General features: G+C 25.6%; 15 protein-coding genes and 1 CRISPR repeat array. Of the genes, 10 read left to right on the forward strand and 5 right to left on the reverse strand.

The window, feature by feature from the left end:
* Window positions 1-45: 45 nt before the first annotated feature.
* Entirely contained in the window at window positions 46-618 is a 573-nt protein-coding gene (hpt, locus tag LT335_RS01965; RefSeq protein ID WP_249728256.1) for a hypoxanthine phosphoribosyltransferase, read from the forward strand.
* An 87-nt stretch (window positions 619-705) separates the two neighbouring features.
* Window positions 706-3,897, forward strand: a complete 3,192-nt coding sequence (locus LT335_RS04520; RefSeq protein ID WP_249728257.1) for an ABC transporter permease — start codon at window positions 706-708, stop codon at window positions 3,895-3,897.
* A gap of 224 nt (window positions 3,898-4,121) precedes the next feature.
* Here LT335_RS04520 and LT335_RS01975 read toward each other — a convergent pair whose 3' ends face one another.
* The 5 genes from LT335_RS01975 to cas9 form a co-directional block, all read right to left on the reverse strand.
* A complete protein-coding gene (locus LT335_RS01975; protein WP_249728259.1) occupies window positions 4,122-4,520 on the reverse strand; it encodes a hypothetical protein in 399 nt (132 codons plus the stop codon).
* 236 nt (window positions 4,521-4,756) lie between these two features.
* On the reverse strand, window positions 4,757-5,938 hold the full coding sequence (locus LT335_RS01980) for an ATP-binding cassette domain-containing protein (protein ID WP_249728261.1): 1,182 nt from the start codon (window positions 5,936-5,938) through the stop codon (window positions 4,757-4,759).
* Between the two features lie 18 nt (window positions 5,939-5,956).
* Window positions 5,957-6,289, reverse strand: coding sequence for a CRISPR-associated endonuclease Cas2 (cas2, locus tag LT335_RS01985; protein WP_249728262.1), 333 nt, complete (start codon window positions 6,287-6,289; stop codon window positions 5,957-5,959).
* Window positions 6,270-7,214: a type II CRISPR-associated endonuclease Cas1 gene (cas1, locus tag LT335_RS01990; protein WP_249728264.1), complete on the reverse strand. Its 945-nt coding sequence runs from the start codon at window positions 7,212-7,214 to the stop codon at window positions 6,270-6,272. Before cas1 ends, cas2 begins: the two co-directional genes overlap by 20 nt.
* A gap of 232 nt (window positions 7,215-7,446) precedes the next feature.
* A CRISPR array of direct repeats spans window positions 7,447-12,771; the repeat unit is 36 nt; unit sequence GTTTAATTTTACACAAAAATGTCAGCGGACTAAAAC.
* 108 nt (window positions 12,772-12,879) lie between these two features.
* Window positions 12,880-16,212, reverse strand: a complete 3,333-nt coding sequence (cas9, locus tag LT335_RS01995; RefSeq protein WP_249728266.1) for a type II CRISPR RNA-guided endonuclease Cas9 — start codon at window positions 16,210-16,212, stop codon at window positions 12,880-12,882.
* Window positions 16,213-16,557: 345 nt separating this feature from the next.
* Between cas9 and LT335_RS02000 the strand changes: the two genes are divergently transcribed.
* From LT335_RS02000 to LT335_RS02035, 8 genes are all read left to right on the forward strand, one after another.
* On the forward strand, window positions 16,558-18,198 hold the full coding sequence (locus LT335_RS02000) for a lysine--tRNA ligase (protein WP_249728268.1): 1,641 nt from the start codon (window positions 16,558-16,560) through the stop codon (window positions 18,196-18,198).
* Between the two features lie 98 nt (window positions 18,199-18,296).
* The gene (locus tag LT335_RS02005) at window positions 18,297-19,502 is read left to right on the forward strand and encodes a hypothetical protein (protein WP_249728269.1); all 1,206 of its coding nucleotides are present in this window, start codon (window positions 18,297-18,299) and stop codon (window positions 19,500-19,502) included.
* A 139-nt stretch (window positions 19,503-19,641) separates the two neighbouring features.
* The gene (gene rpmE, locus LT335_RS04670; protein WP_349665629.1) at window positions 19,642-19,980 is read left to right on the forward strand and encodes a 50S ribosomal protein L31; all 339 of its coding nucleotides are present in this window, start codon (window positions 19,642-19,644) and stop codon (window positions 19,978-19,980) included.
* 168 nt (window positions 19,981-20,148) lie between these two features.
* A complete protein-coding gene (locus LT335_RS02015) occupies window positions 20,149-22,113 on the forward strand; it encodes an ATP-binding cassette domain-containing protein (RefSeq protein ID WP_249728271.1) in 1,965 nt (654 codons plus the stop codon).
* A 16-nt stretch (window positions 22,114-22,129) separates the two neighbouring features.
* The gene (locus LT335_RS02020; RefSeq protein ID WP_249728273.1) at window positions 22,130-23,158 is read left to right on the forward strand and encodes a DHH family phosphoesterase; all 1,029 of its coding nucleotides are present in this window, start codon (window positions 22,130-22,132) and stop codon (window positions 23,156-23,158) included.
* Between the two features lie 28 nt (window positions 23,159-23,186).
* The gene (locus tag LT335_RS02025) at window positions 23,187-23,780 is read left to right on the forward strand and encodes a thymidine kinase (protein WP_249728275.1); all 594 of its coding nucleotides are present in this window, start codon (window positions 23,187-23,189) and stop codon (window positions 23,778-23,780) included.
* A gap of 19 nt (window positions 23,781-23,799) precedes the next feature.
* Window positions 23,800-24,903 (forward strand): peptide chain release factor 1, encoded by a 1,104-nt coding sequence (prfA, locus tag LT335_RS02030; protein WP_249728277.1) that lies wholly within the window; start codon window positions 23,800-23,802, stop codon window positions 24,901-24,903.
* 44 nt (window positions 24,904-24,947) lie between these two features.
* Window positions 24,948-25,163, forward strand: a complete 216-nt coding sequence (locus LT335_RS02035) for a hypothetical protein (protein WP_249728278.1) — start codon at window positions 24,948-24,950, stop codon at window positions 25,161-25,163.
* Window positions 25,164-25,170 lie beyond the last annotated feature (7 nt).

Raw genomic sequence — 25,170 nt, forward strand, 5'->3', positions numbered from 1 at the left:
TAGGTTTTGTTAAATTTTATTTAATAGTAATTTTAGGAGATAATAATGATTAAACATGATTTAGTAAAAGAAATTTTAATTTCTGAAACTGAAATTAAAAAACGAATTAGTGAATTGGCAGTAGAAATTAAAAACCATTATTCAAATCTTAAAAAACCTTTAGTATTAATTGGGATTTTAAGAGGTTGCTTGTTCTTTTTATCAGATTTTATGATGGAATTAGATTTAGCTTGTGCTGTTGATTTTATGTATGTTGAATCTTATGCTGGTCAAAAGACTAGAACTTTTGAACCAAAGATTAAGTTAGATATCTTTACTAATATTAAAGATCATGATGTTTTAATTGTTGAAGATATTATTGATTCAGGAAAAACTTTAGTTAAATTAGTTGAACATTTAAAATTAAAAGCACCAAAATCAGTTAAAATTTTAACGCTTTTAGATAAAAAAATTAAAAGAGAAGTTAAAATTGAAGCTGATTGGTTTGGTTTTGAGGTTCCAGATAATTTCTTAATTGGTTATGGTTTAGATTATCAAGAGCAATTACGAAACTTACCTTATATTGCAATTGCAAATTTAGAAAAAATTAAAGCATTAGAATCAAAAAAAATGAGTTAAGATTAACTCATTTTTAATTTTGCTTAAAATTGAATGTGTTAAAATAATATTTATTAATAAATATTATTTTTTAGTTTAAGGTGAATAATGTTTAGTTTAGTAAAAAATGTTTTGCGCGGAGTAAAACGAAGAATATTTCAATATTTTTCAATTATTATTTTATTAATTCTTATTGTTGCAGCGATGTCAGCTTTATACAGTAATTCTGAACGACTTAGTTTTGGTTTTTCTGCTGTTGCACAAAACAGTGGAACTTATGATTATCGAATTCAAATTGAAAAATTAAATAGTTATAAAGAAATTGATAATGTTTTAAATCGAACTAAAACAATTTTAAAAAACAATTTCGAAAAAGATTTAGTTAATTATAATACTATTATTAATCAAATTGATAAGATAACAAATAATGATATTGAAAATAATTTATTACCTAGTATTGATAATCTTGATGATAATTTAAGAGATTTTTTATTAAATTGAGGAATTAATTATCAATCATTATTAATTAATGATATTTTAAATAATGAAATTAAAAATAATCCCGAAACTAGTAATTATCAAATTAAAAAATCATTTTTAAAATCATTTGATAGTAATCAAGCAAAAAAAATCTTTTTTTCGTTTGAAGATGCTTTTTATCTTCAAGAAACACCACCATGATTGTTAGATAAAAATCTTAGATTTGATTTTTCACCTTATCGTAATAGTTTTAATCAAGTATATATTAGTGAAGGCAAAAAACCTCAAAATGAAAATGAAGTAGTCGTTAATCCAATTTTTGCTAAAAAACACAAAATTGCATTAAATGATCAATTTACATTTTTATCTAATGAAAAATTAAAGGTAGTTGGCTTTGGTTATAGTTATTGAGGAATTCTTAACGAACCTTCGATTGATAATATTTCACCTTTACCTGAAAATACAACGCAAGTTTTTACAACAAGAGAATGGCTTAATCATTATTTAATTAATAATAGTAATGAACAAGCAAAAATAACAACTAATTTTTTCTTAAAAGTAAATAATAAAGATAATTCTTTTTCAAGTAAAATTGAAAATATTTTTAATCAAACATTTAATTTTAATTATGGTAGCTTAATTATTAATGATAAGAGTGATTATCGTAGTGGTTTTTTAAAACAAACATTTGAATTGGGGAAAATAGTTTATTCAGCAATTAGTTTTATTGTTATGTTAGCAGCAATTTTTATTGTTTTATCATATGTTAAAAAAGAAGTTAATTTACAAAAAAAACAATTGGGTTTAATTAAGGGTTTAGGCTATAACAATTATGAAATTGTTTTTGGTTTTACTTTTTTAATCTTTTTAATTTCCATCTTTTCAACGATTATTGGCTTTGCCTTAAGTTTGCCTTTACAAGAATATTTTAATAATTTAAGTACTGTTAATTATGTTTTACCTTTACCAACCATTCACTTTAGTTTTCTTGCTTTTCTTGTTGCAGTCGTACTATCAACGATTATTTTTACTTTTGCTAGCTATTTACAATCTTGAAGTATTTTAACTAAAAATCCATTAGTTTTAATTTATAATCGCCCTTCTAATGTTAGTACAAAATGATTAACATTATTTAAAAAACCTTTTAATCATTGAAATTTTAAACCACGCTTAGCAGTTTCTTTTGCTTTAAAATCAGGCGGAAAATTAATTTTGATTTTTTTACTTTTTATTTTTGTTAGTTTTCTTTTACTCTTTCAAACGATTATTGATGATATTTTTACTAGTAAAATTAATAATTTACAAAGTTATGTTAATTCTGAAGTCTATTTATCTGCAAATACTTTTAATATGTATAAATTTGATAATCAAAACAAAATTACAACGCAAGTTTATGATTGAGTTTTTGAAAAAAATTTAGACTTAGAAAAAGAAATAAAAGCAAATAAATTTCAAATTGATAGTGAAAAGAAATTTTCTGATTTAACAAAAATAATCCTTGCTGATGATTTTCGCGATTTCTATATTAAAAGCGAAGAAATGAATTTATTATACAACAAGATTAACAATCAAGGTGTTGCATATATTAGACCACTAGGAACTAATTTCATTTCAGCAACAATGGCAGAAACATTATATGAAAATCTAACAAATTTTTTTGATTTATTAATTGCTTCTAGTGGCATTGATTTTGAATTTCAATCTTTACCAGGGATTTCAATTGGCCAAGTTATTATTAATAGTAACTACTATCCAAATTTAGAATTTGTAGTTAATAGTCCAACAAAATGAATTGATCATAATCAAGGATCATTATTGTCAAAATCAAATCAAGTTGTTACTTTATATAATAATGAAGATAATTTATTAGCATGAAAAAATTGATTTAATTTGAAAGCAGAACAAAAATTAAATATTGATGAAGTTTTTAATAGTTCCCATAATTTAAAAACCGAACAAGTTAGCTATATTGATAGTTTTGGTCAAGAGAAAAATCAAAATGCTTATGTTATTCCAGCAGTTATTTCTAAGTCACTTGCAGTTTTAAATAAGTATAAAGTTAATGATCAAGTTTTAATGATTCTTAATGCTAATGCTAATTTTCTGCCAATAGTTTTTGATATTAAAGGAATTATTACAACAAATTTAGATAGTTCACAGTTTTATACACAAATTGATGACTTAAGGAGAGTAATTGGTTATACATCTAACGGTGAATTTACTGGTATACCAATTAAAGATTCATTTAATAACTATTATTCAAAAAATAAAACATTCTTACCATTAAATAATATTAATATTGTTCAATCAGATAATAATTATTCGTTTGCTAGTTTACAAAATAATTGAAAATTAATTGATCGTGATAGAATTGTTTTTCCATTAATGAAAGATCAATTAATAGACATGTTTCATTCAGTGCAAGATATTGTTAGTATTACTAAATGAATAACAATTGTTGCTTTAGGCTTTGTTTTATTTATTATTGTTAGTATGATTTTAGATAATAACCTGATTATTATTGCAATGATGAAAGCATCGGGTTATCGTATTAGTGAAATTAATAGTTTAATTATTGGCGCTTATATTTTGACTTTAGTTTTAGCTTTTGTTGTTGGTACTGTTTTGGGTTACCTTACTTGGTGAATTATTTTAATTTTTGTTGCTAAAATAGTTAATATGACTTTTCTTTTGCCAATTAGTTTTGTTACGATTTTATTAACTTTTGCTTTAATTTTTCTTATCATTGCGATTGGTTATATGATTGGTTTATATTTTATTAAATTTAAACCAATAACTAATTTATTACAGTCAGATTAAATTAAAAGAACCAAAAGTCTAAATTATAATATTTTGTTTCTTTGAAAAATATTAAGAAAGCCTACTGAGTTCCGTACTTAAAATATACGGTTAGATTTCATTATGTCATAAGTTTACAGATAGGGTTTAGAATTAAATGATACTATATTTATATAATTTAATTTTCTAGTTGTTTTAGTTCCAAGATTTTTTTAAATATTATTTCTTTTTAATTGATTGAAACATTAACCACTTTTAAGACCAAAACTTGCTAATAAAGTTTTGATTTGATTATCAGTTAATTGTTGAATTTTATTTTCAGTAATTTTTAAAAATAGAGGATTATTTTTACTTAAATATACTATTTTTTTATTAATAATTCACTTATTTACTACTTGATCTCAAGAGATGGTTCTATAATAAATTGGTCTAATATATTGTTTTTGATTATTAATTATTAATGAGTGATATGTATGTTTATTATTTTTTGTAGTTGATAATAATTGTAATTCTAAATGACTAGGAAATGATTTTATTATAATTCCTGGTCTATATTTTTGATTTCCGTTTATATCTTTATCATCAGGATTTTTTATGTAAACTCCCATTCCTTTTTTAAATTCTTTATAATTAATATTTGTCATTACAAAAATCTCCTTTATTTTTTATTTTATTGACAAATTTTATAATTTTAATATAATTTATATGTGAGTGCAATTTAAAATTGTGCAAGGTTCTTTAGGAATCGTCTTCTCCTAGTCTCTTATGAGATTAGGTGTTTTTTTTATTTTTTAATTTTTTTTACCCCCTCCTAATTAAAAAAATATTTTATATAATAATGATAGCATGAACAAGAATATTTCCATATCTTTTTTAAATATTAATTATTTAAATATGGAGTTAATTTAATAAAATTTGCAATTTGGTTACTATTTTTTCATTGGCAAAGTAGATTAAAACCAGTAAAAAGAAGATTATAAATAAAGACTAAATCTTTAAAAATTCCTTCGCATTGAACAATATATTGTTCACTACTAGTTTTTACTGCTTCTTTAAACCATAATTCAATTTCATCAGCAAATAAACTATTAATAATTTTTTCATAAAGATAATTTTCAATATAATTTATTTCTTTTGTAATATCTTCTTGATCAATTAAATGATTTAAATCACTTTTATAAATAGATAAATCTTTAATGTCACTATCGCAAAAAGAAAAGCTAATGATTGATTCGCGAATAATTTTTTCAAGATTTCTAATAAAAAAGATTTCTTTTTCTGTTACTAAATTTATAGCTAATAAACTTGGTTTCAATAATTTTAAATATTCGGGACTGTTAGAAACAATAATAATGATTGTATTGCTTTCTTGATTGATTTTTTTTAAATAATTATTAATTTGATTAAGTAATTTTGGTGTGCCATATAATTCTGGTAAATCAAATAAAATTACTGTTGGTCTTAACTTATCTTTTTGTCGTGAAACATTATTTAAAATATTAAATAATAGAATTCTTAAAAATAAATGACTATAATTTTCTTCATCAATAATGTTTTCAATATTTTTATCATAAATTTCAATTTTTAACATTTTATCAACTAAATTACTAATTGAAAAAGATTCTATTTTTGGTTTTAAAATTAAATGATTTTTAATATTATTATCAGCATTTCAAAAATATAATTTATTTAATAATCCTAAAAAGTCATTTTCAATTTTTTCCAAGTTTTTTGATAAATCTTTATATTGATCATCTTTTGTTGTGATTAATGCTTGATTGAGATTCTGAATTAAATCATTACGAAATGATGAAGTTTTAGTTAATTTTAAATGTTCTTTTAAATTAAAATATTCTTTTAAATAAATAACTTGATAATTGTCAGTTGCTACTGGTTCATTATCAATGGTAAATTTATTATTTTTTCCCTTAAAACCTTTTTCTAAGGTATTTAATAAAGATGTTTTTCCAACACCATTATCACCAATAATTATTGCCATATTATTATGAAGTTGAATAGTTTGTTCAGTAAAAAAACTATTAGAAAATTGTATTTGTTTCATTTTACTTTTTTCCAATCTTTAAAGTTCAATTAGATATTTATTCGTTGTAATTTCTTCTTGATATGATTTTGTACCAATAAGTACTTTCATCATTTCATATTGTTTTTCAGTAACAGTTAAGCAACGAATATTTCCTTTTGGTGGTAAATTTTTATTAATTATTTCATTATTTTTTGCTACTTCATCATGGTTAATACATAATTTTGCATAAATTGAAAGTTGTACCATATAAAATCCTAGATTTAATAGTTTTCTTCGAAATTTATTGTAATTTTGAACATCTTTTTTTGTCTTAACTGGTAAGTCAAACATAATAAATAGTCGCATGTGTCTAAATCTCATCTTGTTCATCAGAATTTTCTTCTTCAATTGGATTAAAATCTAGTACTGGTAGCTCTAATTTATTAGTATTATTCTCATTTAAAACTGTTATATAAGAACGAATCATATAATCAATCGCTTTAGTTATTGTGACATATTTCTTATTAATAATGACTTTGGAATTTAATAAATAATCAATTAGTTTTAAACGATGATCATAAGAAACATGTTCTGTTATTGTTTCAATATTTTTAGTTACTCAATAATCTACTAAAGGTCGTAAAGGTTCGATAAAATCACATGCTAAATTATAAGGATTAGTTTTACCAATATGAAAAAGTCCTAAATAGTTGTTAAGACCATATTTGCTTATTGTTCTAGAAATTGCACCTGTTAATATTTTATAACCATAATTTAAAGCATTATTAATTCCATCATCACTAAATCTAATAAAATTAGATCCATATAATTCACGAAAAAATACTTTAGCAACTAATCCTTCACGATTTGTTTCATCACCAAAAGCTAAAGTTTTAATAAATCTCTCAATTGTTTCAATACTTTTTTCACGACATTTTAAAGTTTGCATAACTAGCAGGGTATTTTTTAGTTTATATTTAATAATTTCAGTTTTTAAAATTAATTTTTCATTTTCTGTGAAATTGAATTGTTTTTCAAAAACTAATAGCGGTTGTCAGTGTTGGTTTAATGATAAAGTTATACCAACTGGGTCATATTTATCATCACAAATAATGATAAATACATCATTAGTAACTAATTTAGCTAAGATTTGTGTTGTGATAAAGGTATAGTTGTTTTCTAAAATTATGCAATTAAGATCATTTAAACTAAATAATGCTTCTTTCTCTAGTGTTGTTACACATAGTTGATTTTGTTTTAATGATATTTTATCTGATTTTTTAATAATTATTGATTTTCATGAAATGATTTTCACCTCCTATTTTTAAATAAAAAAAATGAAAGATTTAACTCTTTCATTTACTCACAAATATTTTATTAAATATTTAGTGTTATATCAAGTTGTAGAATAATAATTACACAAAAATGTCGGTGGACTAAAATCCCCTCCTTGACTTTTATTACTAATTAATTTTAATTTTACACAAAGATATTAACGGATTATTAATTTTATATAAATAATATTAACATAAAAATATTTTTATTTTATATAAATTTCCATAAAAATGTCAGCGGACTAAAACTCATATTTTGTTTTAATACTTTAACCAAACGTTTAATTTTACACAAAAATGTCAGCGGACTAAAACTAGCGCGTATATATTACTGCGCCTTTTTCGGTTTAATTTTACACAAAAATGTCAGCGGACTAAAACTAAATTTATGATTATAAGAAACTGATGCTTGTTTAATTTTACACAAAAATGTCAGCGGACTAAAACTGTTTCTACAGAAAAAGAAACATTATTATCGTTTAATTTTACACAAAAATGTCAGCGGACTAAAACCGAAGGTTTAACTTCAATATTCTTTTTGTAGTTTAATTTTACACAAAAATGTCAGCGGACTAAAACAAAAGAACCTTACCCTTCGGCCGATTGTGAGTTTAATTTTACACAAAAATGTCAGCGGACTAAAACATGTTCTGTATGTCGAAAAATAAACACGCGGTTTAATTTTACACAAAAATGTCAGCGGACTAAAACGCTGGGGGTCGATTTTTGCGTCGTCTGGCGGTTTAATTTTACACAAAAATGTCAGCGGACTAAAACGATGTTCGCAGATGCTTCTTTGCGTGCTTGGTTTAATTTTACACAAAAATGTCAGCGGACTAAAACGCGATTTCTCACATCCTTTCTTGTTTGTTGGTTTAATTTTACACAAAAATGTCAGCGGACTAAAACAGAAGCAATTATGGAGTGAGAAAATGAAAAGTTTAATTTTACACAAAAATGTCAGCGGACTAAAACTGGCTGGTTTTCTGGGCGATAATGGCTGAAGTTTAATTTTACACAAAAATGTCAGCGGACTAAAACTGAATTCCCATATGAATTATTATTAACAAGGTTTAATTTTACACAAAAATGTCAGCGGACTAAAACGATTACCTAATAGTTCTGCTTCTGGAGATAGTTTAATTTTACACAAAAATGTCAGCGGACTAAAACTTTAAGCAGTGTCCAAGTATTATTACCTGCGTTTAATTTTACACAAAAATGTCAGCGGACTAAAACTTTAGACAAGCGATTATGGAGTGAGAAAATGTTTAATTTTACACAAAAATGTCAGCGGACTAAAACTTTCATTCAATATATTTATACAATTAATTTGTTTAATTTTACACAAAAATGTCAGCGGACTAAAACCGATTGGGGGGGGGGGGGTAGTAAAAGGTCCCTTAGTTTAATTTTACACAAAAATGTCAGCGGACTAAAACAAACGGAACAGCTTATATAAAAAAAAAGGGTTTAATTTTACACAAAAATGTCAGCGGACTAAAACTAGGCGGGTTCCGGTTCCCTGTGAGGACCTGTTTAATTTTACACAAAAATGTCAGCGGACTAAAACTTGTCGGCAACCAATAAGACCGATAATCAGGTTTAATTTTACACAAAAATGTCAGCGGACTAAAACAAATATATTGAGAAAGAAAAAAAATTATGAGTTTAATTTTACACAAAAATGTCAGCGGACTAAAACACTTCAATTAATGTATCTTGATGTCTAATAGTTTAATTTTACACAAAAATGTCAGCGGACTAAAACGTATTCCAAGTTCTATTACAATTATGAACCGTTTAATTTTACACAAAAATGTCAGCGGACTAAAACCCTGCCTAAAAAGATATTACGATCTTTTTTGTTTAATTTTACACAAAAATGTCAGCGGACTAAAACTTATAAACCACATTTTAACTGACTTCCACAGTTTAATTTTACACAAAAATGTCAGCGGACTAAAACTTTCATCAAAATCTAATATTTTATCTTTTTGTTTAATTTTACACAAAAATGTCAGCGGACTAAAACTGCAAAAAATAACATATGATCGTGATTGTCGTTTAATTTTACACAAAAATGTCAGCGGACTAAAACAAAATCAAAGTTTTTATTTTTTAAAAAATTGTTTAATTTTACACAAAAATGTCAGCGGACTAAAACTATATAAAAATGATTCTTTAGAATCTGAAAGTTTAATTTTACACAAAAATGTCAGCGGACTAAAACAATGTGAAAATTTGAAATTAGCTGCAATTAGTTTAATTTTACACAAAAATGTCAGCGGACTAAAACAATAATTATTTTCTTTTTTCTTTGGTTTATGTTTAATTTTACACAAAAATGTCAGCGGACTAAAACTTTCATTATTAATTATTTCTAAAGGTTTAAGTTTAATTTTACACAAAAATGTCAGCGGACTAAAACAACTCCGCTAAATACTTCCAAAACAATCAAGTTTAATTTTACACAAAAATGTCAGCGGACTAAAACCTTTGTCGGCCGCCGGCCGCCTTTCTTTTTGTTTAATTTTACACAAAAATGTCAGCGGACTAAAACTTATAACGAATATAGATTCTCTGAAATAGAGTTTAATTTTACACAAAAATGTCAGCGGACTAAAACATATACGACTATTGGAATAACGATGCCGGTGTTTAATTTTACACAAAAATGTCAGCGGACTAAAACTAAAAAGTTAAAATTCTGAATAAAAAACGGGTTTAATTTTACACAAAAATGTCAGCGGACTAAAACGGTTACCCTCCAGATATTTATGCGATCAATGTTTAATTTTACACAAAAATGTCAGCGGACTAAAACGGTTACCCTCCAGATATTTATGCGATCAATGTTTAATTTTACACAAAAATGTCAGCGGACTAAAACTTTTATTAAGTCCCGGTAGTTGTTAAATAAGTTTAATTTTACACAAAAATGTCAGCGGACTAAAACGGGGGGTGGTTTGTAAAAGGTCCCTTAATTGTTTAATTTTACACAAAAATGTCAGCGGACTAAAACTCGTTGATTTCCCGTATTGGTGATTTCGTTGTTTAATTTTACACAAAAATGTCAGCGGACTAAAACTTTCTTCCGCTGTTGGTTTGTCTGCTGGGTGTTTAATTTTACACAAAAATGTCAGCGGACTAAAACTATGTTCTCGCTCACTTGCTAACTCTTAATGTTTAATTTTACACAAAAATGTCAGCGGACTAAAACCAAAGTTCATTTTAAAATACCTCTTTTTTTGTTTAATTTTACACAAAAATGTCAGCGGACTAAAACTTTCGCCACTTTTAGAAAGTTTAATTTTTCGTTTAATTTTACACAAAAATGTCAGCGGACTAAAACTGTCGTTGCTTACATTTCCCGCTTCAAACTGTTTAATTTTACACAAAAATGTCAGCGGACTAAAACCCCGCTCGGTTCCGTTGTCATAAAACGGGAGTTTAATTTTACACAAAAATGTCAGCGGACTAAAACTGACATATGTAATTATAGACATAAATGTCTGTTTAATTTTACACAAAAATGTCAGCGGACTAAAACTTTATTTTTTCGTCAAAGTTCATTTTTTTTGTTTAATTTTACACAAAAATGTCAGCGGACTAAAACGAAGTCCAGTTTTTCTTTTCGCTTGATGTCGTTTAATTTTACACAAAAATGTCAGCGGACTAAAACCCAAGTGAGTCAATACCGACCCTGTTTGTTGTTTAATTTTACACAAAAATGTCAGCGGACTAAAACTATTGATTTAAAAGTTGTATCATTAAATACGTTTAATTTTACACAAAAATGTCAGCGGACTAAAACCTTGATATCGTTACTTACATTTCCCGCTTCGTTTAATTTTACACAAAAATGTCAGCGGACTAAAACTTTTAGTTGGTTGGTCTTTTCAATCAATTGGTTTAATTTTACACAAAAATGTCAGCGGACTAAAACTTGTCTTTTGTAGTCATTGCTTCCCGTTCCGTTTAATTTTACACAAAAATGTCAGCGGACTAAAACTTAATTTTTACTGGAATTAATTCAATTCCAGTTTAATTTTACACAAAAATGTCAGCGGACTAAAACAAGCACAAATCGACAGACTTTCATTTCATCGTTTAATTTTACACAAAAATGTCAGCGGACTAAAACGGGAGCATTTACGGTTACCCACCAAGCATTGTTTAATTTTACACAAAAATGTCAGCGGACTAAAACGATTTTCGGAGGGGGGGTGGTTAGTAAAAGTTTAATTTTACACAAAAATGTCAGCGGACTAAAACTAAAAACTCAAGCGGTCAATTTGTGCTTGTAGTTTAATTTTACACAAAAATGTCAGCGGACTAAAACCGGAAATGCAAAGTTTACTTTTAAAACAGGGTTTAATTTTACACAAAAATGTCAGCGGACTAAAACAAAGGGGGGGGGTGGTTAGTAAAAGGTCCCGTTTAATTTTACACAAAAATGTCAGCGGACTAAAACGCTGGGGGTCGATTTTTGCGTCGTCTGGCGGTTTAATTTTACACAAAAATGTCAGCGGACTAAAACGTATTTGTTATTTCATTCTGATAAAAACTTGTTTAATTTTACACAAAAATGTCAGCGGACTAAAACCAGTTCTTCCTGCTGATAGGTAAATATTACGTTTAATTTTACACAAAAATGTCAGCGGACTAAAACAAGTCAGTCATTGCTCCAGTAAGTATATTTGTTTAATTTTACACAAAAATGTCAGCGGACTAAAACCCGATTTTCGGGGGGGGGGGGTTGGTAAAGGGTCCGTTTAATTTTACACAAAAATGTCAGCGGACTAAAACAGGCATAAAAAAAGAAGAAAAAAAATAAAGGTTTAATTTTACACAAAAATGTCAGCGGACTAAAACGCCTTTAAAAAATGCTGACATATGTAATTAGTTTAATTTTACACAAAAATGTCAGCGGACTAAAACAAAATGCGAAAAGCAAGCGAAATTACATTAGTTTAATTTTACACAAAAATGTCAGCGGACTAAAACCAAAATTCATTTTTTAAAGTCTCCGTTTTCGTTTAATTTTACACAAAAATGTCAGCGGACTAAAACAAATCGCTTTAAATCTTTGTAAAAATAAATGTTTAATTTTACACAAAAATGTCAGCGGACTAAAACTGATAATTATTTTGGTATAAATAAAAAAGCGTTTAATTTTACACAAAAATGTCAGCGGACTAAAACGCTACTAATAGCAATGCTACTTACCTTGCCGTTTAATTTTACACAAAAATGTCAGCGGACTAAAACTGAAAGCTTAAGCTTTAAGCCTGAAACTAAGTTTAATTTTACACAAAAATGTCAGCGGACTAAAACATACCGTATGAAAATATGCTCTTTTTATTTGTTTAATTTTACACAAAAATGTCAGCGGACTAAAACTTCTCTGCGCGTTGTTAAGTTGTTTTTTTCGTTTAATTTTACACAAAAATGTCAGCGGACTAAAACAAAAATGACTTTTGAAGCGAATTTAAATTTGTTTAATTTTACACAAAAATGTCAGCGGACTAAAACCTCAAAATAATTTTATCAAAAAATAAAGTAGTTTATAAATTAATTTTATTTTTTATTTCAAATGAAAAGTAGATATATTTAATTTCTTAAATATATCTACCTTTATAACTAATTTGTAACTAATTTTCCTAAAATATTAGGTTTTACTATTTTAAATTCTTGTTGTCAGTTATTTATACTATCATAATAATTAGGATTACCAAATATTTCTTTATTTTTATTTAAGTTTTGAATATTAGTTGTACCTAATAAATTTGCATAAACAGACGCACCCATTCTACCATTAAATAATTTAATAACTTTTCTATTAGTTTTCTTATCATAATATTCAACTAAAGTTCTAAGTACTAAAATATTTTGTTTTTTATATTTATTTAATTCTTCTTTTGTAGCGTTAATTCTTCTAATTCAAATTGGTTTGAAGTTATGTTGTTGATCAAATATAACACCATAATAGCTATTAATTTCTCATAGTGTATTATTTTTATCTTTAAAATAAGATTCACTATTAATGTCTTTTTTAATTTTATCATGTGATACAGGTAATTGACTTGAAGTAAAACCACCTGAAAGTTTATAGTCAATTTTATAAGAAATGAAAGGATAATGAATATTACCTTTTAAGTTTAGTTCTTTAAGTTTGTCATAATAACTTTCTTGATTTAAAACTTCAACAAATTTTGGAGTTTTAATTGGTTTAAAAACTGTATCTTGAGAGTTTTTTAGTTTAAATTCTTTGTTTTCTTTTTTAATTTTTAAACTCACAGGAATTCTAGTTTCAATAATTTCTTGCAAGTTTTTTACTAGAGGTGCCATTACTTTAAAGTTACTAATTTCTTTGTTAATTAACTTTTCTAAGCGTCTACCTAAATCATCTCGTAATTTTCCAATTGTTCATTTTTTTAAAATTTCGTCACAATGATTTTTGTATTGTGATTGATTTATGAAACCTTTAGATAAACTTCTTTTTAAATTAATAATATTAGCACTATCAGTAGCAAAGTTTACATAAGTTACAGAAATAAATTGGGTTAAAATCATTGCATCAACGGCATGATGGAATGGAGTTATTTCTCTTACTTTTTCATCTAAGCCTCAAGGACTATTATTAAGTCAAGTGCGGCGAAATCTTGAAGTAACACCACCGTTAATTGTTTGTACTTTTGTTGGAATTACTTCACCAGTGATTTCTGTTCAATTTTTAAATTGTGAATTTAATCAATTGGCAACATAACGAGTAATGTATCTAGTATCATTTAAGTTTCTTGAAGCAAATTCATCAATCATTTCAGAATCTAAATCTTTAGTTATTAGATATTGGTATTTTTTATCAGAAAGATTTTTTCTAATAACTTTATTAATAAAGTTTAAGTATGAAGTTTTATGCTCTTTATTAGTTGCTAATCATTGCAATGGTGTTTGATTTGTTTTTTCTTGATTAGCTTTACTACAAACTAAAACTAAATTGTTAAATGAATCATCGGCTATTTTTGATTGTGGAATAATATGATCAATCTGTAAGGCATTGCTATTTTTAAAGTCATCTAAAGTAATTTCATGATGATTTTGACAATAAATACATTTTTGTTCTTGTTGTTTTCATAACCGATATTTTTTAATATTAATTTCTTTTGGGTCAATATTATTATTATCTAATTCATGTTGAATTTTTAATTTTTCGTCAAAACGAAGGTCATTAGATTTTTTGATTTCTTTTCTTTGTTCAAAAGATTTCATTAATTCTCTTGCTACTTCAACATTAATTATTTCAAATCAACCATATTCTTGATGTAGAGCATTAATAATTTTTCTTGTTTGATTAATTGCTCTAAATACGACAGCATTCTTTTGTAAGTCTGGATCATTAATTGGTTGAAATAACTTATTACTAATTTTAAAATTAAACATTTTTTCTTCATTCTTTTCAACAAAATCAGCTTGAAAATTACCATATGAAATCCCTTTAGCAAAAGCATTAATTGCTTCTTCCATGTATTTAAAAGAAGTGTTTCCTGTACTTGTACTAATAGAAGAAGGTAAGCCTAAAAATTTTTCTTCAATTTGTTTTTCAGTTAAATCAATTTTATTTTCCTTGAAAAATAAGATTAAGTTATCTTTTCTTCTTTGCGGAGTGATATTTTCATGAAGAATTTTACCTAGTTTGTTAAATAAATGATTATTTAAACTACTAATATCTATTGTTTTAAATTCATTTGGAATTAGTTCTTTTAATAATTTTAAATAATTAAAATTAACAGATTTAATATTTTTTCATGCTGGATTATTAGTAAAGTCAGTTTCACTAAGTTCAGTGTTTTCTTTAATAATTTTTTTTAAATCATTTTTACTGGGAATTATTCCTTGTTTAAGATTATCAAAGAATATTTTGGCAATGTTACTAGTTGTTCCTTCATCAAGGCTTTTAACAGTAAAAGTTGATAAATCAGAAATAAAACGGAATAGTTCAAATGTTAAAGAACAACGATAAGCTCTTGGTTCGTTAGGATAAAATGAACATTTACCTTCGGTTTCTAAAAATGGTTGAAAAAGACGATGACTTGGCATATTTTTTGCTCATAAGTCATATTTTTCCTTATTTTTCGGTCCTGGTCCTTCTTCAAAATCTCGTTGTCGTAAAATAATATCATTAATAATTTTATTACGATTACTTTCATTTGCTAGTTGCGGATAAAATTTGCCTTGAGTTGTTAAAATTAATTCTAATTCTTTTTTGTAATCTTCACGAGCAAATAAATAACGATAGTTAGAAACCGGAGTTTTTGTTTGTTCTTGATTGTTTTCATTAGTAATTTGTTTATCATTAGATTTTTTAATTTTATTATGAATTAAACCCAAAGTTCCTTGATTTTTTGAGTTTTTAAAATCTTGTTCATTTAAAATAGCTTGAGCGATTGTTTGATAATTTTTAACAATCTTTTCACCTTTACTAATTGATTCACTTAATTTACTTTTTTTATTTTCTTTTTCTTCACCAAAAGAAAATTTATCATTATAACCACGATGATTAGCAATATTAATTAATGCTACTGCTAGTTCTTGTGGTGTTAACTTTTCGGTTAAAGCTTTTACTCTAATTGTATAGGGATTAAAATATTTTGTATCATCATATTGAATATTGTTAGTAATTTTAAAATTACTAAAAAAATCAGCAATTTCAGATTTTGAGATAATTTGATTTTTTTCTAAGAAATTTTTTAATTCATTGATTCTTTGTTTTCTACGACGGTTTAGTCTTCTAGCACTACGAAATTTTCTTCTTTCTTCAGCATTAGTTGTTCCATCTTTTGGACTTTCAGCACAATCAAAGAGTCTGACACCAAAATCATCAATATAATAGTCATCTTCATCTTTAGTCATAACTGCTCACCCGACAGAAGAGATACCAAGATCAAGACCAAGATAATATTTTTTATTATTCATACATTTTTCCTCCTAATTTTAATTTCATTTCAAATGATTGTCATCATTATATTAATTTTTCAAGAAATATAAAAGAGGTAATCCTTAAAAAGAATTACCTCGCTTAGGCTTTACGGATACCTTACCGCTCAGGGACTAAGACCTTTATCTTACTCCGCTAACATTTTTGTGTAAAAGCCTTTGGCAACCAAAGACATTTACATAATAACAAATAAAAAATTGATTGTAAATAATTTTTTAGTTTTTTTCGGGAAAGAATTAGAAATTTTAATTATTTATATTTATTTGTTAATAATAATTAGATAAAATAATATCAATAATATTTAGTACAAAGGATTGAAATTAATGGAACAAAAACAAGAACAATTAATCAACGGTCGAGTTTTCAAAGAACAAGAAGAAAATCGTTATCAAAAATTGTTAGAATTAGAAAAAGAACATTACGATGTTTATGGTCGTAATTGACAGAGAAACTATAATAGTTCAACTTTAAATCAAGAATTCAATAATAAGGACAAAGAACAATTAGAAAAACTTGCTCATAAAGCTAAAACTGATCAAATTAAAATTGCTGGAAGATTAATGACAAAAAGAGCAATGGGTAAGAATTCAATTTTTGCTGATTTACAAGATCAATATGGTCGTTTTCAAATTTACTTAAATACGAATAATCTAAATCATAAAGAGTTTAATTTATTTGCTGATTATGGTGACATTGGTGATTTTTTTGGTATCGAAGGGCAAATTATGCGTACCAAAACAGGTGAGTTAACTGTTAAAGTATTGAAGTTAGTAATGTTGACTAAAGCACTGCGACCATTACCTGATAAATGACATGGGATTAAAAATATTGAAGACCGCTATCGTCATCGTTATCTTGATTTAATTATTAATCATGAAGTTAAAGATGTTTTTATTAAGCGAACAGCAATTATTAATGCTTTACGAGAATATTTTAATCAACAAGGGTATTTAGAAGTAGAAACACCAATTTTACAAGATATTTATGGTGGTGCAACAGCAAAACCTTTTGTTACTTTCCATAATGCTTTAAATACTAATTTTTACTTAAGAATTGCTACTGAGTTACATTTAAAACGTTTAATTGTTGGTGGTTTTGAAGGTGTTTATGAAATTGGTCGTTTATTTAGAAATGAAGGAATTAGTCCAAAACATAATCCAGAATTTACTACTGTTGAAGCTTATATTGCTTATCAAGATATTAATTTTCTCTTTCCTTTAATTGAAAATACGATTAAATATATTATTAACAAAGTTAATAAAAATTTAACAATTACGGCAAAAAAAGTTACTAATGATGCAATTGAAGAAGTATCGTTAGATTTTTCTAAACCGTGAAAAAGAATTAAAATGATTGATGCTATTAAACAAGTTGATGATAAAAAATTTACTCAAGAATTTAATAAAATTGTTCACTTAATTGAACAATATGATAAAAATGACAATGAAAAATTAGTTGTAAAACAAAAAGCACAAGCTTATAAATTAGCAGTTGCTTTAGCAAAAAAATATCAAATTAAAGTTGATAAACATCATACTGGTGTTGGACATATTATTAATTTATTTTTTGAACATTTTGTTGAAGAAACTTTAGTTGAACCAACTTTTATTTATCATTATCCAGTTGAAATTTCACCTTTAGCAAAATTAAGTAAAGATAGTGTTAATTTTACTGATCGTTTAGAACTTTTTATTAATGGTCGTGAATATGCCAATGCTTATTCTGAATTAAATAATCCAATTCAACAATATCAACGATTTCAAGAACAAGTTGCTGAAAAAGCACAAGGTAATGATGAAGCTGCTTCAGAAATTGATATCGATTATGTTACTGCTTTAGAATATGGGATGCCACCAACGGCTGGTTTAGGAATTGGTATTGATCGTTTAGTAATGTTAATTACAGGTCAGGATAGTATTAAAGATGTTTTATTTTTCCCACAATTAAAAAAGATAAATAATTAATCATTGTTTTAAGCAATGATTTTTTTATTTATTCTATGTATAAAAAGTGCTTTTTTTTGTATAATAAAAACATAAGGGTTATTGATAGGGAGTATAAAATGTCAAAGAAATTGCATGTTTCAATTTATACAATAATTGATTTGATTTTAATGTCTTTATTTTTTATTTTGATTTTACCATTTTTGGTTGATGTATCTAGTGTTTTATTTGTTAATAAATCATTAAACTTATTTGCTTTTGCAAAAATTTTTCCGGTTTTATTTAATTATCTTAATTCTGATATTAATTTATGAATTATAGGAACATTTTGAATTATTTGTAGTTTTTATTTAATTTTTTGATTTTATTTTAATATTCATTTTATTAAAGTAATTTTTAATCATGATAAATGAATAACTAAATATACTTATTATTTAATTATTGAAACTTTAATGTTAGCAGGATTGTTATTAATGATGTTAGGTTCAAGTTTAAAAATGTTGGATAATTTCAAAAGTCTTGAAACACCGGGATATTTAATTATTATGACTTTGGTTCCCATCTTTGACTTTGTTACTAGCCCTTATTGATTAGCAATGCTTTTTATTAAAATGGGTACTTTTATTGCAATAGCGCTTTATTTAATTTGATTTATTGTCGCAACGATTCTAGTAATAATTTTATTAAAACGAGGTATTGCTCGTTTATTGAGAAATGAAAATCGCTGAGGTTATCAAGAAATAAATGAAATAGTACCATTAGTTAAATGTCACTTATGTCAAAATGGGTTCTTAGAAATTAAGCATGACGCAGATATGATGGTAGTAAAATGTAGTAATTATTCAGAATGTCAATATTTTATGCCGTTAACAAATTTTATTTTTAATTTTTTTCAAGAAAATGGTATTAAAATTTATCAATGAACACAATTATGTTGAAAATGTGAAAAACCAATTAATGTTTATGGTTATTTTCCTAGTTATCAATTAAGACAAGTTTTAAAAGACTTCAATTTTCATTTTGGTGGACCAGGATTATTTCCAACCCTTGATCAGTATTTAAAGCATAATTATCAAACAGTTGTTGATCGTTACAGTGAAAATCTTAATCAAACTTTTGTTGTTAATATTTGTACTTATTGTAATATTTCACAAGGTAAATATTTAACAATTGAAAATCCTAATGAAATATGGGCAGATATTAAAGATAATAAATTAGATGAAAAATATTTAGATAAGGTTGTTGATTTTAGTACTTGCCCTTTGAGTGAAAATGAAGTTGCAAATTGTCTTACTTTTTTAAAAGAAAATCCTTTAGTATCTTAATTTTACTCAATCTTTTATTCAGAAAAATTTGCTTTTTTACTTTGATAATGGTAATATTTATAAGTGATTTTTATTTTTGAAAATATAAAAAAATAAGATTAATAAATAAATTTAGTAAATTTAAAGTGAGGTGCCTATTATGGCTCAAGCTAACATTCATCCTAAATATTTTGTGACTGAAATTACTTGCATAACATGTAATAATCACTTTAAAAGTGGTTCAACAAAAGGTCCAGAGATTCGTGTTGATAGTTGTTATAAATGTCATCCTTTTTATACTGGAAAGCAAACATTTGTTGCAGCTAAGGGAAGAGTTGAACGCTTCTTAAATAAAGCAAGTAAGAAAACTGAAACTAAAATTGAAAAGAAAACTAAACCAAAAGTAGAACATCAAAGTTCTAAAGTAATTAGTTTAGATAATTTTAGAGTAGAAAAAAAATCAGAAAAAACTAATAATTCTGATAAGAAAGCAAAATAATTAAAAAGAAGTTAATTTAAAGTGGAAAATCGCTTCATAAAAAGTGTATTTTCCATTTTTTTAATAAATTATTTTTTATTTTATCAAAGGTATTTTTTTAAAAATTTCAGTTAAAATTACTTATATAAAAAACACTTTATTTTGACAATTGGAAAGTTAGGTGAATATATGAAAGAACAATTACTTGATTGAAATCTTAATCAAAATCTTAAATATAATGATTCTAATGATTATCAGTTAAAGTTAGAAATTAAAGGATTAACGATTAAAAATGGTGTTAAAAATTGGAATTTTGCCTGTACTTCTCCCGAAATTTTGGCATTATTTAGTAATGAAGAAGATAATTTAAATAATATTTTAAAAGCTATTGCTGGAATTGATAATATTTTTTCAGGAAATATTATTTTAAATAATCAAGATGCTACTTATAATATTTTGGGCTGAGAAAGACAAATTTCATATTTGCCTAATCAACAACAAAATTGGAATAAACTTTTTTCTTTAAAATATAATTTATTTAAAATTGCTAAGAAAAATAAATCTTATTTACAAGCAATTAGTAATCATAATATTAAAATTAAAACAACAATTGCTAATTTAAAAAATACTGGTTTAAATTTAAATACTGAAGAATTTAAAAATAAGATAATTACATTAATTAAAGAATTTATTAATGAAACACAAAAATCAAGAAATTCATTAATTAAAGAATATGAAACAACGACTAATCATTTTCATCAAGAATATGCAAAAGAAAATTTTAATTTTCCTGGTTCTAGTGAACTAGCAGCCATTTTAGTTAGAAAGTTTAATGCTGAAGAAGAAAATATTATTGTTAATAATGATTTAATATTTTATCAGTCTTTACAAGATCGAATTTCTAGTTTAGAAAGTTTAACTGGTGAATGTTTTTGTGGGTGCAAACCTCCCAAAATGCGAAAAAAAGAATTTCGATTAAAAGAAATTCCTTATATTATTGCTGAAATTAATAATTATTTAGACGAAAAGATTTTTGAAACAAGAAAAGCAATTCGGACAACATTAAAAAGTTGTAATAATCATAATCAAATTTTTAGTAATGAATTAAATCAAGCATTACTCTTTAAAACAATTAAAATTTCACGAGCAGAAATTGATCAAATTATTGATGCATGAGTTGATTTAGCAGAAACGCAACGAGTTCAATTTAATATGAAGCAAGATTTTATTGCAATGCAATTATTACCTGATGAAATGCAATTATTATTACAACGAATTCAAGAACAAATTAAAATTTATCATAATAAACTTTTAACAGATCAGAAATTTTCAAGTCAAGAAGTTTATGATCAAAAATTAAAAACATTAGAAGATAGTTTAATTGATGCTAACGATTTAATTAATGATAATATTTTAAAAATTTTTCAAACAATAAATGAAACAGAAGTTTTAACAAGAGGATTTACACAACTTTCTTTTTTAGAACGAAGATTTGCTAATATTGCTCAAAAACTAGTTGTTCCTACTAAAATTTTACTTTTAGAAAATCCTTTTCAATTGTTAGAGCAAGAAGATAAAAAGAAATTAGCAATGTGATTAAAAGTATTATCTTTAAAGTTAAGAATTGTTATTATTTTTTCATCAAAAGAAAATCAAGATATTAATTTATTAGCTTCTAAGATTTGTGTTATTGAAAATCAAGTTGTTATTCAGCAAGGTAAAACTAAAGAAATGGCATCGAAACCACTATCTTTAAACTTATTAAAAGAAATGAATAAACAACAAGTAAATGTTTTTAAAGGTCATTGAGAAAAACCAGAGTTATTTTTTTATGATCGAAAAATTGGTTCTTTTCCTAACTTGCTTGAAACTCCAATTGTTGCTTTAAAATTTAATGATGTAGCTTTTAGTTATAAAAAACCATTTTTTACTGCATTTCGTAAATTAATTACTATTAATGGTGAAGTTAAAAATATTACAAAGTTTAATGATAAGTATTCAATTTTAAGTTTTCAAGCTTTTGATAATACTTTATTTCAAGTTTTTGTTGATAATAATGCTTTTAAAATTGGAACAAAAGGTTGATTATCAATTGTTAAAAATACAATTTATATTTTTGATCCTAAAACAAACCATTTAATTGGTACTTGATAGAAAGAGTTAAATTTTAATGAAAGAAATGAAACAAGAAAAAATTTTTTTAAAAAATGCAAAAGAAATTTTTAATTTAATTAAAAAAAGCAATCCAATCATTATTCATCGTCATATTAATCCTGATGGTGATGCATTAGGTTCACAATGAGGGTTAAAAACAATTATTGAAGAAAATTTTCCTAATAAAAAGGTTTTAGTACCTGGTGATATGACTGAATATATGATTAAATTTTTTCCACCAGCAATGATAGTTAATAGTAAAGATTATCAAAATGCTTTAGTTATTATTACTGATACAGCAAATCGTGAAAGAATTAGTGGTCAATTTTGGCAAGAAGCAAAAAATATTATTAAAATTGATCATCATCCTGAAGTTGATAATTATGGTACGGTTAGTTTAGTTAATAGTTCTGCTTCTGCTGCTTGTCAAGTAGTTGCTAAATGAGCAAAAACTATGAAATTAAGATTATCAAAAGCTGCAGCGCAATATTTATTTTTTGGCTTAGTTACTGATTCAGGACGATTTTTATATCGTTCAGTTAATAATGAAACATTTGATGTTGCTAGTTATTTAAGTGCAACTAACTTTAGTCTTTTAGATTTATATGAAAAATTATATTTACAAGATGTAAAAACAGCACGAATTAAAGGTTATATTTTAAATAATTTTCAGATTAGTAAAAATGGTGTTGGTTATATTATTCTTACTAAAGAAGATGTTACAAAGTTAGAAACACAAATTAGTCAACAATTAAATCAAAAAACAAAAATAACAATTGATCGTGAAGATATTACTAGTCAAGTTAATTTAATGTCTAATTTGGCAACAATTAAAATTTGATTCATTGCCTGTCAAAATGATTCTGATGATGAATTCAAAATTAGTGTTCGTAGTTCACGCTGAGTAATTAATGAATTAGTTGCAAAATTTGGCGGTGGTGGTCATAAAAATGCCGCTGGAGCAAAAGTTAAAAGTTTAAAAATTGTTGAAAATTTATTACATGATTTAGATAATTTAGCAAGTTTAGCACCAAATATTAAATAATAAATAAAAAGAAAAGAGGATAATAATAATGTATAACCGCTATAATGATGGTTGAATTGAAGTAATAACAGGATGTATGTTTGCCGGGAAGACTGAAGAATTTATTCGCAGAATCATTCGTCTGCAATATGCTAAACGGAAAGTTTTAGTTTTTAAACCAAGTATTGATGTTCGTTATAGTGCTACTAAAGTTGTGACACATAAAGGAATATCAATTCAGGCAATTTTGATTGATGTTAATAAACCAGAAGAAATTTTGAAAATTTTGAAAGCAAAAGAAAATCAAGATGTTGTTGCTGTCGCAGTTGATGAAGTGCAATTTTTTAATAAAAAAATTGTTGAAATTTTAACAGAATTAGCGAATAATAATAAGCAAGTAATTGTTGCTGGCTTAGATCAAGACTTTCGTGCTGAACCTTTTCCGATTATGTCAGAAATTTTACCAAGAGCAGAGTTTGTAACAAAATTAGATGCAATTTGTGTGATATGCGGTGCTGCTGCAACAAGAACACAAAGAATTATTAATGGTAAAGAAGCGCGATATAATGATCCAATTATTGAAATTGGTGCACAAGAAAAATATGAAGCAAGATGTCGTAAACATCATAAAGTTTTAAAATAAAAGTTAGGTCCTTATTTAAATGGTTAATGAAAAAATATTACAACAATTAACATTACTTTATCAAAAATATCAAAAGATTGAAGAGCAATTGTTAGCTTTAGATGTTAAAAAACAACGAGAAAAATATACTGAATTAACTAAAGAGCAAAAAAGATTAGAACCAATTATTAATCAATTTTTAGTTTATCAAAAATTAATTAAAACAATTAATGAAGCAAAACATTATTTAGAAACTGAAAAAGATTCAGAAATGATTGAAATGTTAAAATCTGAAATTAAAAGTGATGAACAAAAGTTAGTTGATGTTGAAGAAAAATTAAAATTAATTTTAATTCCTAAAGATGTTAATGATAGTAAAAATGTTATTTTTGAAATTCGCGGAGCAGTTGGTGGTGAAGAAGCCAATATTTTTGCTGGTGATTTATACCGAATGTATTTAAAGTATTGTGAAAATCAAAATTGAAAAGTAGAAATGATTGAAGCTAAAGAGTCAACAAGTGGTGGTTTTACTTATATTAGTTTTATTATTAAAGGTAAACAAGTTTTTGCTAAATTAAAATTTGAAGCTGGTGCTCATCGTGTTCAAAGAGTACCAAAAACTGAATCACAAGGTCGCGTTCATACTTCAATTGCTACAGTTGCTGTTTTACCAGAAGTTAATGATATTGAAGTTAATATTAATCCAACTGATTTAAAAATTGATACTTATCGTTCTAGTGGTGCTGGTGGACAGCATGTTAATACAACTGATTCAGCTGTAAGAATTACTCATTTACCATCAGGAATTGTTGTTACTTCACAAGATGGTCGTAGTCAGCATGATAATAAAGATAAGGCAATGCAAGTATTGCGAGCAAAAATATATGAATTTCAATTGTCACAACAACAAGGTGAAATTGGTAGTTTAAGAAAAAGTGCTGTTGGTTCAGGAGAAAGATCTGAAAAAATTCGCACTTACAATTATCCACAAAATCGAGTTACTGATCATCGAATTGGTTTATCTTTAAATAAATTAGACCAAATTATGGAAGGTAATTTAGATGAAATTATTCTAGCATTAATAAGTGATGAACAAAGAAAGAAATTGGAAACCCTTGAAAATGATATTTCCAGTTTAATTTAAAAATTTCTTTATAATTTAAAGTAAGGAAATAGAGGAGGTGTTTTATGAATTTTATTTCTTTAAATCAACGTATTAATATGTTATTTTTCCTAACAGATGGTCTTATGTCTTCAAAACTAGCTGATGCATTATCTAATGTATTTTTTGCTGCTAAGAAAAAAAGTAAAAAGCCGGCTAAGAAAAAAGATGATGATTCTAACGGATCTTCTGATGACAACATGGGAAATGACGACGGTTCATTTAATAGCGGTCAATTTTAAAGTTATT

The sequence above is a fragment of the Spiroplasma attinicola genome, assembly GCF_023509825.1.
Classification (GTDB): Bacteria; Bacillota_I; Bacilli_A; order Mycoplasmatales; family VBWQ01; genus Spiroplasma_D; species Spiroplasma_D attinicola.